The following is a 15203-nucleotide window of genomic DNA, read 5'->3' as shown; positions in this document are numbered from 1 at the left end:
CCATCGCTATAAAAATTTGAAACAGCGTTCTATAAATGGGGTGTTGAGTACTTTCCACTTTCATATGGAGAACGAATGTATGAGCCGTCCACTGTTTCATGGCGTGATCCCCCCTGTCGCAACGATCCTGAATGAGAATGAGCAGCTTGACCGTCAGGGGATGGCGCGTCTGATTGATTTTACGATTGAAGGCGGCGTGAACGGCCTGTTTTTCCTCGGCAGCGCAGGGGAATTCGCGCATATGTCTCAGGCGCTGCGTCATGAAGTGGCTGAGTTTTGCACCAGGCATGTTGCCGGGCGCGTGCCCGTTTTGATCGGCGTAGCGCATCCGGGTACGGCAGAAACGCTGGCCTTCGCGCAACACGCTAAAAGTATCGGAGCGGACGGCGTGGTGGTGGTGAATCCTTATTACAACCCGATAACTGAAGAAGCGCTGTATCTGCATTACCGCACGATTGCTGAAGGCGCGGGTTTGCCGGTGATCATGTACAACTATCCGGGACTGACGGGTCAGCCGTTGCCCGTCAGCCTGATCAAACGTCTGGCGCTGGAATGCCCGAACATTGTCGGCCTGAAAGATACCGTGGACAGCCTCAATCACATTCGCGAAACGATACAGACCGTGAAACCTGAGCGCCCTGATTTCGCCGTGTTCTCCGGTTATGACGAATATCTGTTCGGCACGCTGATCCTCGGCGGCGACGGCGCGATCCCCGCCAGCGCCAACTTCGCCCCGCAACTCACCTGCGGAATTTACCGCGCCTTTAAAGAGAAAGATTTCGCCACTGCAGTAGAACTGCAACAACGGTTATCCTTCCTGCCTCCGCTGTACACGCTGGATACGCCGATCTACAACGTCATCAAATACGCCATTTCACAAGTCATCAGTGAAATGCCGGTGTATTCACTCAAACCGGCGCTGCCGCTGAGCAATGACAAACAAAAGATTGTGCGTGATATTTTGAAACAAGCGGGCGTCAGTGTCGTCGGCTAACGTTTCCTCTGCGCCTCCCCTTCACTGCGGGAGGCAAAAACCCTCAATCTAAATCGAAATCATTACTATTCCGCTTTAATATTCGTTACTCTATTCCCATGATTTACCAAGCCGAATGACTTTCATAACCTGATGATGCAAACACTCCTCGACAGTTTCCGCGAAACGCCGGTCAGCTGGGTTGCAGAGACTTTCAAACCGATGACACCGCTGGTGACCAATGCGGTGCCGATGTCACTGCTGACCACTGCCGAAGGTTGCGCCAGCGTGCTCAAACGCTATCTGGATGCCAATGCCGCCGATGCCGCAAAGTGCGACACACGCCGTGCGCGGATCTCGATGTGGTCACAATGGTATTTCGCCACCCTGCTGCCGAGCTGGGTGATCGTCTCTCTGCGTCACGGCTGGCAACTGCCTATCGCCGCTGAAAATGTCTATCTGTGCATGCAGGAAGAAGGCTTACCTGCGCAAATTTATCTCGACGGCGAAGGCGAAGCGCTGACATCCGCTGAACCGATGGCGCGTTTCGATGTGATGATCGAACAGCAATTGCGTCCGGTTTGCGAAGCGCTGGCAGAATTCTCCGGTTTAAAGCCGGGCATTTACTGGAGCAACGCGGCAATCCGCGTCGGCTGGGGCGTCAAACAGGCAGAGCTGGTCAATGCCGATATCTCGGACGGTATGCGGCTGATGGAATCGCGCGAGCTGCGTTATGGCGGCAAAAACCCGTTATTTCAGCCGCTGCGCGCGGAAGATCCCTCAGACCCCGACAGTCCGCAATACCGCAAGCAATGCTGTCTGCGCTACGATCTGGAAGACCACGCCATGTGCCCTTCCTGCCCGTTATTGCTAGCAGAACGTAAATCCGGCAAAAGACGCAAAACCGTCGCCGGATAAATCAAACACTTACAAAACCTGAATAAACTTAGCGTAAAAAATGATTGGATCTTAGCCGCGGATAATTATAAGAATTGGGTTATATAGACCAACGAGGTATTTATCATGACTATGAAAACACCGAAGAGCTGGCCCTCCGCTCTTAACTCGCTGGCCTCAGAGGTGATTGATTCTCTGGCGCAACCCGTTAACCGCGTATGGAATACGTTAACTGGCAAGCAAGAACCGCTCAGAGCAAGGATTGTTCATCGTTACGCTATTCCGTCTTCCCGGACGATCAGCGTCACGGAAGGATTCTTCGGGTTTATTCCGGTGGAATCTTACGAAAACGAACGTTTTATTCTGGAAGTCGCTTACGCTGACAAACAGTATCAGGTAGAAGTCCCGCGGGCTTACTACCAGAAAAGTAATATCGGTGACGGTATCGACATCCACACGCTGTAACTGCCCCGCTTTTAAACAGGCTGCTCCTTTCGAGGCGCAGCCTTTTTTATGCCAAAAAACCTGCCTGACCCCACACTTCCCGCTTTAATTTTGTTCAATACATGAAAATTATTGACATAATAATCACCAGAATTTAGAAAATTATTTACATCCTATTCTTATAACAATGTTCTTTTCCTGAAGAGGTTAATGATGACCCGCACCGGACAGATTTCCCCTGCTACCGCCAGCCAGTCACGCCGCGCGCTCGTCGCCGGTTCGGTCGGTAATTTTATCGAATGGTATGAATTCGGCGTTTACGGTTATCTGGCGACGCTGATCGCCGGTAACTTTTTCACGCTGGAAGGCCAGACCGGCCTGACCGGGTTACTTCTGACGTATGCGTCGTTCGCGCTGGCGTTTTTCTGTCGTCCCATTGGTGCGATCATTTTTGGTCGCATCGGCGACCGCATTGGCCGCAAGCCGACACTGATCGCCGTCGTTCTGCTGATGACACTCGCCACAGCGATCATTGGTTTACTGCCGACGTATGCGCAGATTGGTGTAGCCGCGCCGCTGTTACTGACACTGATGCGCATGTTCCAGGGCTTGTTTGCGGGTGGTGAATTCGGTGGCGCGGTCTCCCTGATGACCGAATTCGCACCGAAAGGCAAACGCGGTATTTACGGCGCGTGGCAGTCGTTTACCGTTTCGCTGGGTTTGCTGACCGGCGTGGCGCTGGTCGCGTTGCTGGTTCAGACCCTTCCCGAAGCACAAATGAAAGACTGGGGATGGCGTATTCCGTTCCTGCTGGCGCTGCCGATGGGGCTGGTGGCGCTGTATCTGCGCCTGAAACTCGATGAAACACCTAACTTTGTTGCCAGTAAAAAGGCCGAACCGAAAGCGCAAAAAACAGCCGCTGAAAAAGCCTCTGCTGTCGCCACCGCCAAAGCTATTGCGCTGGGGATTGGCCGCATGATGGGCTGGTCGGCGGGCGGTTATACCTTCCTGGTGGTGATGCCGTCTTATCTGCAAACCTCCCTGCACGCCACGTTTTTACAGGCACTGGTGGCCACCGTGCTGGCGAACGTCGGTTTCGCGCTGGCTATTCTGCCTTCCGGCTGGCTGAGCGATAAAATCGGCCGTAAAAAAGTGATGATGATTGCCGTATTTGCCGTCATCGTGCTGAGTTTTCCGTTGCTGCATTTGCTGCAAAACCCTGAAAGCAGTCTGCTGGTGAAAGGCATTGCAGTGCTGATTGCCGGGGCAACAATTGGCATGATTGCCGGTCCCGGCCCGGCGATGCTGGCGGAAATGTTCCCGACCCGCGTGCGTTATACCGGTCTGGGATTATCCTATTCATTGTCGAACGCCGTGTTCTCCGGCTGTGCCGGTTTGATCATAACCGGTCTGATTAAAGAGACCGGCAATCTGGATATTCCGGCGTATTACGTGGTCGCCACCTGCGTGGTCAGCCTGTTTGCGCTGATGACGTTACGAAAAGACGATCATTTACGTGAACTGGAGGAATAAGCATGAATGGCAGTGACCTGCAGTCACGTCTGAACGCATTACAGGGCAGTTTTTCTCCGGCGGAAAAACGCATCATCACCATTATCAGGCTCAATCCGCTGGGTGTGGCGAAAATGGGCGTGACGGAACTGGCAAAATACGCTGAAACCAGCACCGCCACGGTGGTACGCACCAGCAAACGGCTGGGGTTTACCGGCTATCCGGCGCTGCGGCTGGCGTTGGCCGCAGAAACCTCCAGTCCGATGCCCATCGAGATGCCCCTGGCGGCGGATATCGGCGACAATGATTCGCCCAAGCAGATCCTGCAAAAGCTGCTGGAATTCGAGGTCAAAGGCGCGACCGAGACCACGCAGCTCCTCAGCGCAGCAACGCTGGAACAGGCGGTCAGCATCCTTTCACAGGCACGCCGGATTGATATTTACGGCACCGGTGCCTCAGCGCTGGTTGCTCAGGATTTCTGCCAGAAACTGCGGCGCATCGGCGTTGTCGCCCAGACTTTTGGCAGCACCGACGAAAGTCTGGTAAGCGCCTGTCAGTTAACAAATGCAGATGCCGCGCTGGCGATTTCCCACTCCGGCCAGACGGCAGATGTCATTGAAGCGCTTACACAGGCTAAAGCCGCGGGGGCAACAACGCTGGCGATCACCGCCAATGGCCGAGCCGCCCTCGCCCGCAAGGCCGATATCGTGTTACGAACCAGCAGCCGCGAAATGGGTTTTCGTGCCGCGGCGATGGCCAGCCGGACCAGCCAGTTGTTGATCATCGACTGTCTGTTTATCGGTGTCGCGCAGCGTCTGCCGGGTGCGCGCGACGCCTTGCGCAAAACCCACGACGTCGTGCGTCAGCGCCGCCGCTGATATTCTTACGCTCTGCTGCGCGCCTTCTATACTTCATAAAACACCTGAGTTTATGAGGGCATGCATGTTCACCCATCGTTTGGTATTTCCTGCCAGCGTACTGCGCGGGCGCGGCGCCATTAAGCATCTGGGCGCGATGTGCGGACGCTTAGGCCAGCGGGCAATGTTAGTGGGCGGTAAACGCGCCATTGCCAGCGTCGAGGAGAAAGTCGCGGATCAGCTCGAGCAGCAGATGGTCAGTTATCTTGGCAGTGAAATCTTCAACGGCGTGTGTTGTCAGGAGGAAATCAACCGGCTGGCAGACGTGTTCCGCACGCAAGGGGTGGAAGTGATTATCGCCACCGGTGGCGGAAAAGCGCTGGATACCGCCAAAGCGGCAGGCGTGGCGTGCAATATTCCGGTGGTGACACTGCCGAGCATTGCGGGCACCTGTTCGGCGGTGACCTCGCTGGCGTTCCGTTATCATCAGGATGGTGAATTCCGTGACATGATGCCGTTACCCTGTGGCCCCGCTGCGGTGGTGATCGACGCTGATTTACTGGCCACCGCCCCGCTGCAATGGCTCTCAGCGGGCATCGGCGATACGCTGGCAAAATGGTATGAATATCGTGCCATCAGCGACCTGAATCAGCTTACCGGCCTGGCAGGTGTCGCCAGAACCAACAGTGAATTGTGTTACACCCTGATCGAACATTTCGCCGCCGACGCCTGTTTTGCGGTGCATGACGGCAAAGCCAACAACGCCCTCGAACAGGTGCTCGATGCCATTTTCCTCTACGCCGGACTGACCTCAGTCATGAGCAACGGCGCACACACCGGCGCTTCCCATGCGTTATACGAAGGTTTCACCGCCTGCCCGAAAACCCGCCACATCCCTCATGGTTTACTGGTCGGTTACAGCAACCTGTGCCTGCTGGCACTGGAAAACCGCAGCGACGATGAGTTGCTGACCGCCATCGCCCTGGCCCGCGACAGTGCCATACCAACACAGTTAGCGCATATCGCGACAGGGCTGACGGAGCAGGATCTGGCCGTGATTATTGACCGCAGTCTGAGCACGCCGGATATGGCGAACATGCCCATGGATATTACCTTTGAAGATGTCAGAAGAGGGATTGAAAGAGTGGAGAGGCTCGGGGCAAAAATTAATTAGTTTTTTGCGCATGCTGTGCAAACTGGCCTTCAGGTCAAGGTCGTGGGCGTCGGCCCACACCGACTTGGGGGGCGGCTTATCGCCGCCGCCCCCCAAGCCCCCCCCGGCTCTTTCACTGCGCGCTCCGCTCGCTGACTATGTTCCATAAGCCGCAGTGATAGCCGCAAAATCCCGCCGCTGCGCGGTTCCCTCCCATCGGGTTACAACCCGTGCAAAAAGATGCGCGGTTTTCCACCTCTCGTCCGGCGGTATTTTGGAACCGGCCTCAGGCTCTTAATTCACAACCTGACTGATGTTGAAATCTAAAAACTCCTGCCTTTGAATTTAAGATCGTGCGGGCGATTCAGAAATCTTGCTGAACGGAGCGGCCTGGAGACCAAAGGCTCCAGGACCGAGAGAAGGCACCGCGAAGCGGCAAGATTTCCAGCCGGTCTCCGTGGTAACTGAAACATAGTGTCTAGCGACAGCGCGTAGTGAAAAAGCGCGGGAGTCCAGAGGGCGCGCGCTTACGCGTCCTCTGGGCCAGTTTGGGTGGCAACCCAAGGTTTTGAATTTGAATTTGCAATTAGGTCGCCCCCTCCCTTTTTAAATCAAAATCACCTCCCTCGGTAAACGACTCATCCTCATTCCGCCTTCCGGCCTCACCACGACTGTCTCGCTGAACGCCAGTCCGGCTGCCGAAGTGTACATATGGAACACCATGTTTTCCTCCAGCCTCCAGTCTGCTGCTGGCGTAAAGCAATGCGAAAAATCACTCGGGCGTGGCGTACGGGTGTAAAGCCCGAGCGCGTAACCGGTGACGTTACCGTAATCAGCGCGTAACCCGGCGGCGAGCACGGCGTTGCGTAAAATCGCATCGACGTCACGGGCTTTCGCGCCCGGTTTCATGGCGGCGATCTGCGCATCCTGCAGGGCGATAAGCTGGCGGGCGATGTGGTGTTGCTCCGGACTGATTCCGCCGGGGATAAACGGGCGCATCAGGCGGGCGCTGTAGTGTTTTACCTTGGGGATCAGTTCCACATGCAGAATGTCGCCGTTCTGGATAATATCCTCATGCGTCTGCGCATGCAGAAAACCGCTGTCTCCGGCGGAACGGACAACCGGACCGGTTTCACCGGTATCAGCACCTTCAGAAAGAAAAGTCTGTGCCGCCAGCGCGGCAACGTCCCGCACACGCCAGCCCGCGTTTACCTGCTCTTTCAGCGTCAGAAACGCGGTATCCGCGATATGCGCCGCCTGCTGAAGGAGGTCCAGCTCATAAGGAAATTTCACCTGCCGCAGACTGTCGCTGACACCCGGCACAGGCCGCCAGACGGCTTCGGGTAAATGTTCGGAAAGCTGCTGCCAGGTATCTGCCGTCATGCCGTAAGAACGGGTGTCTGCGCCAAGACGGCAGTCGCGATAGCCGCGTGAAATCAGGCTTTGCGCCACACACTTCCAGGGGTTCTCAGCGTCATCATAAGTGACAATGTCACGCAGCCAGCTCAACTGACGACACGGCGCTTCATCAAGCTTGCGCAGCACCATCCACGGCTCGCCGCTCAGCGGCACCAGACAGGCGCGGTACATCGTTTCCGATACGGTAAAACCGGTCAGCCACGCCAGCAGTTCACCGCTGTCGACCAGCATAACGTCGGCATCCGCCATGCGCATGGCGTCACGCAGGCGGCTCAATGCCGCCAGATTCACAGCCATCGACATCTGTTGCCCCTCTTCAATCAGGCTTCAACCGGCTGACAGATTTCGAGGATTGCCAGCAGGTAAACCCGCACGGTATCGAGGAAATCTTTAATGTGAACACGCTCGTCCGGCATGGTGTTGAACTTGCCACCCGGCCCGCAGACCACGCCTTCCATGCCCAGCATCTGGTAGAAATGCGCGGCATCAGTGCCATAAAAAGCCGGGGGCGTAATAACGCCGGTGGGCTGTTGTTCACCGCGTACCGTCTGATAGGCACGGTTCACCGCTTTAACGATGGGCGATTCCGGCGATACTTCGAACGGCAGCATGGTCGGGCGATGGCGTTTACCGTCATCAAACAGTTCTGCCTGCAAGCCGGGAAATTCGCTGCACAGGTCATCGAGCAGCGCCTGTAAATCGGCCAGCACGGTATCGACCGATTGCCCCGGCGCAAAACGCGCAGATCCGCTGAGGCGCACGAAGTCAGCGACCTGTGGCGGACGCCATTCCTCTAAATCACGTCCCAGCGCGCCGTGGATGGTGCCGATATGGCCACGGTTAATTTTGCGGTGATCGTCCGTTTCCGCGCCGGTAAAAGTGATGTTATTGATTTGCGGGATTAACCTGATGGCCGCCTGAATCGCATCGACCGCTTCTTCGCGCTTCGAAAGATGGCGCGTATCGCCGGTCAGTTCGATGGTGAACATCAGCGACCCGGCATGCATGGTCATCGCCTGCACATCGGTCGGTTCTGAGTTGATAAAATAATCGGCTTTGATGCCCTGTTCGATGGCCGCAATGGTGCCGATCCCGCCCTGCAATTCACCGACCACATACGTCAGGATAACGTCGCCTTTAAGTTTCACACCGTTGTCGATCAGCGTTTTCAGCGCACAGAAATAGGCCGCGTCACCTGCTTTCATGTTGGAAACACCGATGCCGTAAATGAATTCGTCATCGATTTTTCCTTCCCACGGATCGACCGTCCAGCCTTCGGTCACCGGGTTGGTATCGAGATGACCGTTGAACAGCAAACTGTGGCCGCCGCCCTCTCCGCGAAGCGTGCCGATAGCGTTCAGACGCTCGCCCGGCACCGGTTGCAGTTGCGTTTCCAGCCCGAGCATCTGCATCTGGCTGGCCATATATTCTGCCAGTTTGCGCTCGCCGTCTGTCTGGCTGTAACTTTTGTGCTGCACCATACGCGCCAGAAAATTCAGGCAATAGTCATCATCAACTGCGGCCAGTAATTGTTGAGAATTCATGTGTAACCCTTTCAGTATCAAAGATGTTCTGTGATGGCCTTTTCAGGCGTATGCACCGCTGCCAGCAATGCCTTCGTATATTCGTGACTGGCATGTTGCGCCATAGCCTCGCCCGGCAGCACTTCCAGCAAATCCCCGCGATACATCACCGCCACGCGGTGTGCAATCTGGCGGATCAGGTTCAGATCGTGGGTAATAAACAGATAAGCGGTGCCGTAGCGACGGCGCAGTTCCAGCAATAACTCAATCACCGTCGCCTGCACCGAGACGTCTAGTGCGGCAGTGATTTCATCGCAAATCACCAGTTCAGGCGGATGCGCAAACGCACGGGCAATCGCCACGCGCTGCTTCTGTCCACCGGAAAGTTCATGCGGAAAACGCCGGGCGAAACTGGCAGGCAACCGGACATCCTCCAGCAAGCGCGCTACCGCCTGCGCTTCGTTTTCACCCTCTGGCAAACCGTACAGCCGCAACGGACGGGCGATGATCTCACCGATACGCTGACGCGGATTGAGTGAGGCGTCAGGATGCTGGAAAATCATCTGCACACGGCGGCGATAGTCTTTATCCATTTCGGCGCGGCCAGACAGGTTGTAACCGTTAAAATCCACTTTGCCGCTGAACGGCACCAGACCGGTCAGTGCTTTTGCCAGCGACGACTTACCGGAGCCGGACTCCCCCACCACGCCGACGATTTCCCCGCGATGCACTGTCAGGCTGACATCCGACGCAGCACGGGTTTTACCGTTTTCACGGCGCAGAAGTCGATCCAGCAAACCGTGACGACCATAATCAATATTGATGTTTTGCAGGCTAAGCAGCGGCTGCGCTGACACCGGAGTGGCATCTGTCAGACGATGCGCGGGATCCGGCACTGCGGCCACCAGCTTTTGTGTGTAAACATGTTGTGGCGAAAGGAACAGCGTGCGCGCGGTGGCCTGTTCAACAATGTGACCTTTTTCCAGCACACAGACGCGGTCTGCCACCGCTGACACCAGCGCCAGATCGTGCGAGATGTACAGCGAGGCAACGCCGGTTTCCTCACGCAGACGGGCAAACAATGCCAGAATTTGTGCCGAACTGATGACATCAAGTGCCGTGGTCGGTTCATCGAAAATCAGACATTGCGGCTCGCAGGCAAAGGCCGTGGCGATCAGTACACGTTGTTTTTCGCCGCCGGACACCTGATGCGGATAACGCTTCATCATTGCCGCCGGATTTTTCAGCTCGACGTGGCTGAGCAACTGAATGCCCAGCTCCAGCGCCTGTCTGGCATCCAGCCCGCGATGGCGGATCAGCACTTCGGTGATCTGTTCGCCGAGGGTCAGTGTCGGATTCAGCGAAGCTCCCGGATCCTGAAAAATCATGCCCAGCTTGCCGCCGCGCAGGTTTTCAAGTTGTGGCGCAGACATCTGGCATAAATCCTCACCCGCCAGCAGAATGCGCCCGCTGCGTTCACGCGCATTGGCAGCCATGTAGCGCATAACCGACCAGCCCAGCGTGGTTTTACCCGAACCGGATTCCCCGACCAGCCCGACCACTTCACCGCGCTGCACACTGAGTGAAATGTCCTGCAAAACCTGCAACGGCTCTGACTGAGGCAGCAGGTAGTCGAGGCTGTAATTTTCTATGGCTAATACGGCGTCGCTCATCAGTGGCTCCTCGGGTTAAGCGCATCGCGCAGGCCATCGCCCAGCAGGTTAAAACCAATCGCCACCAGCGCGATCGCCACCCCCGGGATCAGCATCATCCATGGCGCGTTAAAGAAATATGCACGGGCTTCCGACACCATCAGTCCCCATTCCGGCTCAGGCGGTTGTGCGCCGAGGCCGAGGAAACTCAGTGTGGCAAATAACATGATGGCGAAGGCCACGCGGATAGTGGCTTCCACGATGATTGGCGCGACAATATTGGGCAGCATTTCACGCAAAATGATGTAGTGCGTGGCTTCACCACGGGCAATCGCCGCGCTGACGTAATCCTGCTGACGCGCTGCCAGCGAGACGCTGCGGGCGATGCGCACCATGCCGGGCACAAATGCGATAGTGATCGCCAGTACAGCATTGAAGCTGCTCTGACCGAGGGTGCTGACAATCAGCAATGCGAACAACAGGCTCGGGATCGACATTACCGCATCCATAGTGCGCATAATCGCTTCGTCAGTTTTGCCGCCCAGATAGGCGCTGGCGGTGCCAATCACCGCGCCAGTGACCATCGACATTAATGTCGCCAGCAGTGACAGCACTATCGTGGCGCGCGCACCGACCATCACGCGGCTGAAAATATCGCGTCCGAGCTGATCGGTACCGAACCAGTGTTCTGCCGAGGGGGCTTTGTACCGCGCCAGAATCGAAATCGATTCCGGATCATAAGGCGCGATATGCGCCCCGCCGCACACCATCAGCGCAGCCACCACTAAGATAAATAACCCGACAGCGCCCTGCGGCGAACGGATTAAATGCTTCATCACATCACGCATAACTGATCCGTTTATCGAGGAAAACATAGGCCAGATCGGCCAGGAAATTGACGATGGAATAGGTCGCGGCAAGGATCAGCACCCCGGCCTGAATGGTCGGTAAATCCCGCGCCTGAACAGCGACGATCAGTTCACGGCCAATCCCCGGAATGGCGAAAATCTCTTCCACCACCACGATACCGCCGAGCAGATAACCGACATCAAGCGCCACAATGGTGATGGTCGGCAGCAGGCCGTTACGTAACGCGTGCCGCCACAAAATCCTGCGGCGCGACAACCCTTTGAGATGTGCCGCGCGGATATAATCGGTCTGCAACACATCGACCATCTCCGAGCGCACCATGCGTGAAACGTGCGCCACCAGTATCATTGCCACCGTCACCGACGGCAGGATCAGATGGCTGATGCCTCCCCGGAAATCCTCCGTCAGCGGTACATACCCGGTGGCGGGCAGGATTTGCCAGACATCGGCAAACAGCAGCAATAACAGTGTGGCGGTCACAAATTCCGGAAATGAAATGCCGACATACGACAACACGCTGACCAGCATATCGGCCAGTTTCCCGCGCCGGACCGCCGCCCAGATCCCGAGTGGAATCGCGACAACCAGCATCAGCAACAGCGCGCACACGGCCAGCAGCAGGGAGCGCCCCAGTGCCGCCATAATGGTGGGTGCCACCGGCAAACCGTTACGCATCGACACACCGAAATCACCGTGCAGCACGCCGCGCAGCCAGTGCCAGTATTGCAGCCAGGCCGGATCATTTAGCCCGAGACGCGCACGCACGGCGGCCAGCGCTTGCGGCGTGGCGTTCTGCCCCAGCAGGGTGACGGCGGCATCCGCCGGTAACAATTGCGTAATGCCAAAAACCAGCAGCGACACCACCAGCAGGGTGTAAATCACCAGCATGAAACGTTTGAACAAATAACTCGCCGTCACTGTCAATGCCCCCTGTTATTTTCGGGTTGGGGCTTTCGCCGTCAGCCACACATGATCAAGACGGAACACCGCACCACGCGGATGCAGCTGATAACCGGCAACGTAATCGCGCCCTGCCGCCAGCAAATCGAAGAACGCCGGAATGAGTGACGGCACTTGATCGTGCATCAGTTTTTGCGCCTTGCCGTACAGTTCGGTGCGTTTTGCCGGATCCGCTGTTTCACGCGCGGCTTTCACTGCGGTATCAAATTCAGTGTTATTCCAGCGGGTTTCGTTCCAGGAGGCCGTCGAGGTGTAAAGCAGGGAGAAAACGGCATCCGGCGTGGGCTGCATGTTGTAGAAGCCGACGTAAAAATTGCCTTTTTTCCACACCTGATCGAGATAAGTGCTGTGTGCCATCGTCTGCACATTAATGCGAAAACCACCCGGTTTGGCCATTTCGCGCAACGCAATTCCAAGCTGGGTGCGGGTGGACGGTTTGTCGGAAGCGATCAGCGTCAGATCTAATCCGTCGGGATAACCGGCATCTTTCAGCAACGCTTTGGCTTTGGCGTAATCCGGTTCTTTGAGGGGTTCGTTCAGGTAATACGGATAGGCCGTGTTGAGCGGCGTATCATTACCTGCCGTGCCGTAGCCTTCGGCAACAAAATCCACAGTAGCTTTGCGATCCACACACAGCGCCAGCGCCTGACGGACGCGCACATCGTTAAACGGTTTGGTGTCACACCCCATATTCACGTTGAGGAACTGACCGGACGACACGCGCAGCGGCACAATGCCGGAGGATTTTGACAGGCGGGCAAATTCAGTAGAGGCGGCGGAAAGCATCAGATCGGTGTCACCGGCAATCAGCGCCGAGCCTTCTGCAATGGCATCCGGATAGACCACCACTTCAACGCGGTCCAGATGCGGACGGGACGGATCGTAATAATGCGGATTGCGCTCAACAACAATCAGGCGTTCAGGCTCAAACGACACCAGTTTAAACGGTCCGGTGCCGATGGCCTCTTTGCTCAGGCGTTCTGGCTGGCCGCCCGCAATCGCTGCGGGAATAATTTTGGCATCGGGATACGCCAGCATCACCGGCAGATCGGCGTACGGACCGTCGGTGCCAATCACTACCGTATCGGCATCCGGCGCGGTGACGGTTTTGATCGGGCCAATATTGTGTTGCCCCGGTGAAGCATTTTTCGGGTCGAGAATGGCATTCAGGCTGGCCACCACATCGGCGGAGGTACAGGCAGAACCGTCGTGAAAGCTGAGGTTTTTACGCAGGGTAAAGGTCCACTGCGTCAGGTCGTCGCTGGCTTTCCAGGATTCGGCCAGATCCGCTTCAGCTTTCATGTCCTGCGTCAGACGGGTCAGCCCGCTGTACAGCAACTCAGCCAGCAGATATTCCGGATTGACGCGCGCCTGCTGCGGATTAAGCATACCGGCGGCCTGATCTACGCTGATGCGCAGCACCCCGCCCTTGCGCGGTGAACCGCTGGCGTCCGTGGCGCTGGAAACGGCAGCGGCGACATTGCCCGACCACGGCAACATCGCCGCGCCGGTGAGAATGGTGGATCCTGCGATAAACTGACGGCGGTTAACGCCTTTCATTGCACACATTATTAAACCCTCTCTGCTGAATTCGAAAAGCCCTGGGTTGGCGAATTTTCTGTCGGAGTAAAATCAGAAGCTAAATAAGCAAGAATTGACTGCGATAACGCGACGACGTCCTGCATCGTTGTGTATTCGTCCGATGCATGGATACGGTTTTCCGGCCGGGCGAGCCCGCCGAGTAAAATTTCCTGAATGCCTGCCTGCTGAACCCAGCCCATGTCGGAACTGGTGGAAGAACCCCAGACAGCGAAATCGTTTGCGTGGAAGCCAAAACCCTGACTGAGCGCCGCAAGCCAGCGCGGCCAGTGCGGGCCGGTCGGATCGCTGACCGGAGCCAGATGGCCGATCAGGTGATATTCCACCGCCAGCGCCGCAGAATCTTTCATCGCCTGCCCGATACAATCCGTGAGTTCTTTAAAGACGGTTTCGAACAATTCTTCCGGCGAATAACGGCGGTTAACCAGCAGTTCAAAGCGTGCGGGCAGGGTTGAACCTTTGCCACCCCCTTGCGCGGCAGCCAGCGTGAGACGTGATGTGAGCGGACGTCCTTCGAAATGAGGGGGGGCAGGCATGGCGGAAGCGCGCTGTTCAACGTCACGTTTGAGCGTGTGCAGCGCATTCATCAGCGGCAGGCTTTCTTCAATGGCATTGATGCCCCCGACCGGATCGCCGGAGTGCGCCGACCGGCCGGTGATACAAATTTTGAGGTCGATGCTGCCGAAACAGCCGCCCCAGATACGCGGTACCGCCCCGCCGTTAAAGCTGAGCATGTGGCCGGAGAATAATTTTTGCTCCGCCAGATAGCGCACACCGGGGTACAGACCGCCTTCTTCATCGGTACACAACAGCAGAACAGGATTGAATTTCAGCGCCAGCCCGTGACGTTGCGCAGCGCGAATTGCCGCGAGCGCCGCCACAATCGTGCCTTTCATGTCTGCCGCGCCGCGACCGATCAGTTTGCCATCAGCCTGCGTCAGCGTCAGTGGCGGGTAATTCCAGCCATCGCCCGCCGGAACAGTATCGACGTGAAAATAGAGATTACAGGCTTCGGCGGCGCTGCCCGGCAAGGTAGCAATCACATTCACCCGTTCGCCCTGCGCACTGCCGTCCGGCGTTTGCCACAAGTTTTCCGGCACGCTGACGCGCTCACAGACAAACCCCATCGGCTCCAGCAGAGATTCCATCAGGCTGGCAAATGCCGGATAACCGGTGCCCGGCGGGAAGCAGGTATCTACTGCCAGCATCTGGCTGAGATCCTGTAAAATGGCGGTTTCGTCCTGCCGGATGGAGTCCAGCGCAATTTGCAAACTTCCTTCGCACGACATGCTATACTCGCTTTATTCTATTTCTATATAGTTTATAGATAAAGCAGATGCCCGT

The 15203-nt window shown here is 56.6% G+C and carries 13 protein-coding genes; 6 read left to right on the top strand and 7 right to left on the bottom strand.

All coding sequences use genetic code 11. The features are described 5' to 3' along the window. Positions 1–79 precede the first annotated feature (79 nt). The 6 genes from LC431_RS10465 to LC431_RS10440 all read left to right on the top strand — a co-directional run bounded on the left by LC431_RS10465 (position 80) and on the right by LC431_RS10440 (position 5857). Positions 80–994: a dihydrodipicolinate synthase family protein gene (locus LC431_RS10465; protein ID WP_223509775.1), complete on the top strand. Its 915-nt coding sequence runs from the start codon at positions 80–82 to the stop codon at positions 992–994. Between the two features lie 132 nt (positions 995–1126). Next, a complete protein-coding gene (gene fhuF, locus LC431_RS10460) occupies positions 1127–1891 on the top strand; it encodes a siderophore-iron reductase FhuF (protein WP_223509773.1) in 765 nt (254 codons plus the stop codon). Positions 1892–1996: 105 nt separating this feature from the next. Further along, entirely contained in the window at positions 1997–2335 is a 339-nt protein-coding gene (locus LC431_RS10455; protein WP_013575718.1) for a hypothetical protein, read from the top strand. Between the two features lie 192 nt (positions 2336–2527). Then, the gene (locus LC431_RS10450; protein ID WP_013575719.1) at positions 2528–3847 is read left to right on the top strand and encodes an MFS transporter; all 1320 of its coding nucleotides are present in this window, start codon (positions 2528–2530) and stop codon (positions 3845–3847) included. A 2-nt stretch (positions 3848–3849) separates the two neighbouring features. Next, positions 3850–4704 carry a MurR/RpiR family transcriptional regulator gene (locus LC431_RS10445; RefSeq protein ID WP_013575720.1) on the top strand — a complete coding sequence of 285 codons (855 nt, stop codon included), beginning with the start codon at positions 3850–3852 and terminating at the stop codon, positions 4702–4704. A 64-nt stretch (positions 4705–4768) separates the two neighbouring features. Beyond that, complete coding sequence (locus LC431_RS10440; protein ID WP_013575721.1) at positions 4769–5857, top strand: iron-containing alcohol dehydrogenase family protein; 1089 nt, start codon at positions 4769–4771, stop codon at positions 5855–5857. A 585-nt stretch (positions 5858–6442) separates the two neighbouring features. Here LC431_RS10440 and LC431_RS10435 read toward each other — a convergent pair. The 7 genes from LC431_RS10435 to LC431_RS10405 are packed head-to-tail and all read right to left on the bottom strand — an operon-like array spanning position 6443 to position 15148. After that, complete coding sequence (locus tag LC431_RS10435) at positions 6443–7558, bottom strand: Xaa-Pro peptidase family protein (RefSeq protein WP_223509772.1); 1116 nt, start codon at positions 7556–7558, stop codon at positions 6443–6445. A 17-nt stretch (positions 7559–7575) separates the two neighbouring features. After that, positions 7576–8799, bottom strand: coding sequence for a M20 family metallopeptidase (locus tag LC431_RS10430; RefSeq protein WP_223509770.1), 1224 nt, complete (start codon positions 8797–8799; stop codon positions 7576–7578). A gap of 17 nt (positions 8800–8816) precedes the next feature. Further along, the gene (locus tag LC431_RS10425) at positions 8817–10451 is read right to left on the bottom strand and encodes an ABC transporter ATP-binding protein (RefSeq protein ID WP_223509769.1); all 1635 of its coding nucleotides are present in this window, start codon (positions 10449–10451) and stop codon (positions 8817–8819) included. Continuing rightward, complete coding sequence (locus LC431_RS10420; protein ID WP_013575725.1) at positions 10451–11278, bottom strand: ABC transporter permease; 828 nt, start codon at positions 11276–11278, stop codon at positions 10451–10453. Before LC431_RS10420 ends, LC431_RS10425 begins: the two co-directional genes overlap by 1 nt. Further along, positions 11271–12218, bottom strand: a complete 948-nt coding sequence (locus LC431_RS10415; RefSeq protein WP_013575726.1) for an ABC transporter permease — start codon at positions 12216–12218, stop codon at positions 11271–11273. Before LC431_RS10415 ends, LC431_RS10420 begins: the two co-directional genes overlap by 8 nt. A gap of 15 nt (positions 12219–12233) precedes the next feature. Next, a complete protein-coding gene (locus LC431_RS10410; protein WP_013575727.1) occupies positions 12234–13829 on the bottom strand; it encodes an ABC transporter substrate-binding protein in 1596 nt (531 codons plus the stop codon). Positions 13830–13831: 2 nt separating this feature from the next. Then, complete coding sequence (locus LC431_RS10405) at positions 13832–15148, bottom strand: M20 family metallopeptidase (protein ID WP_223509768.1); 1317 nt, start codon at positions 15146–15148, stop codon at positions 13832–13834. Positions 15149–15203 lie beyond the last annotated feature (55 nt).

This window comes from Rahnella sp. GSA61A (assembly GCF_019969905.1).
Taxonomy (GTDB): Bacteria; Pseudomonadota; Gammaproteobacteria; order Enterobacterales; family Enterobacteriaceae; genus Rahnella; species Rahnella aceris.
Note: the sequence above shows the minus strand (reverse complement) of the source record. Positions and strands in the feature narration are given on the sequence as shown.

Bases quoted from the DNA above. Each gene is read 5' to 3' on its own strand.
- LC431_RS10465 (WP_223509775.1), top strand. From the start codon at position 80: ATGAGCCGTCCACTGTTTCATGGCGTGATCCCCCCTGTCGCAACGATC.
- fhuF (WP_223509773.1), top strand. From the start codon at position 1,127: ATGATGCAAACACTCCTCGACAGTTTCCGCGAAACGCCGGTCAGCTGG.
- LC431_RS10455 (WP_013575718.1), top strand. From the start codon at position 1,997: ATGACTATGAAAACACCGAAGAGCTGGCCCTCCGCTCTTAACTCGCTG.
- LC431_RS10450 (WP_013575719.1), top strand. From the start codon at position 2,528: ATGACCCGCACCGGACAGATTTCCCCTGCTACCGCCAGCCAGTCACGC.
- LC431_RS10445 (WP_013575720.1), top strand. From the start codon at position 3,850: ATGAATGGCAGTGACCTGCAGTCACGTCTGAACGCATTACAGGGCAGT.
- LC431_RS10440 (WP_013575721.1), top strand. From the start codon at position 4,769: ATGTTCACCCATCGTTTGGTATTTCCTGCCAGCGTACTGCGCGGGCGC.
- LC431_RS10435 (WP_223509772.1), bottom strand. From the start codon at position 7,558: ATGTCGATGGCTGTGAATCTGGCGGCATTGAGCCGCCTGCGTGACGCC.
- LC431_RS10430 (WP_223509770.1), bottom strand. From the start codon at position 8,799: ATGAATTCTCAACAATTACTGGCCGCAGTTGATGATGACTATTGCCTG.
- LC431_RS10425 (WP_223509769.1), bottom strand. From the start codon at position 10,451: ATGAGCGACGCCGTATTAGCCATAGAAAATTACAGCCTCGACTACCTG.
- LC431_RS10420 (WP_013575725.1), bottom strand. From the start codon at position 11,278: ATGCGTGATGTGATGAAGCATTTAATCCGTTCGCCGCAGGGCGCTGTC.
- LC431_RS10410 (WP_013575727.1), bottom strand. From the start codon at position 13,829: ATGTGTGCAATGAAAGGCGTTAACCGCCGTCAGTTTATCGCAGGATCC.
- LC431_RS10405 (WP_223509768.1), bottom strand. From the start codon at position 15,148: ATGTCGTGCGAAGGAAGTTTGCAAATTGCGCTGGACTCCATCCGGCAG.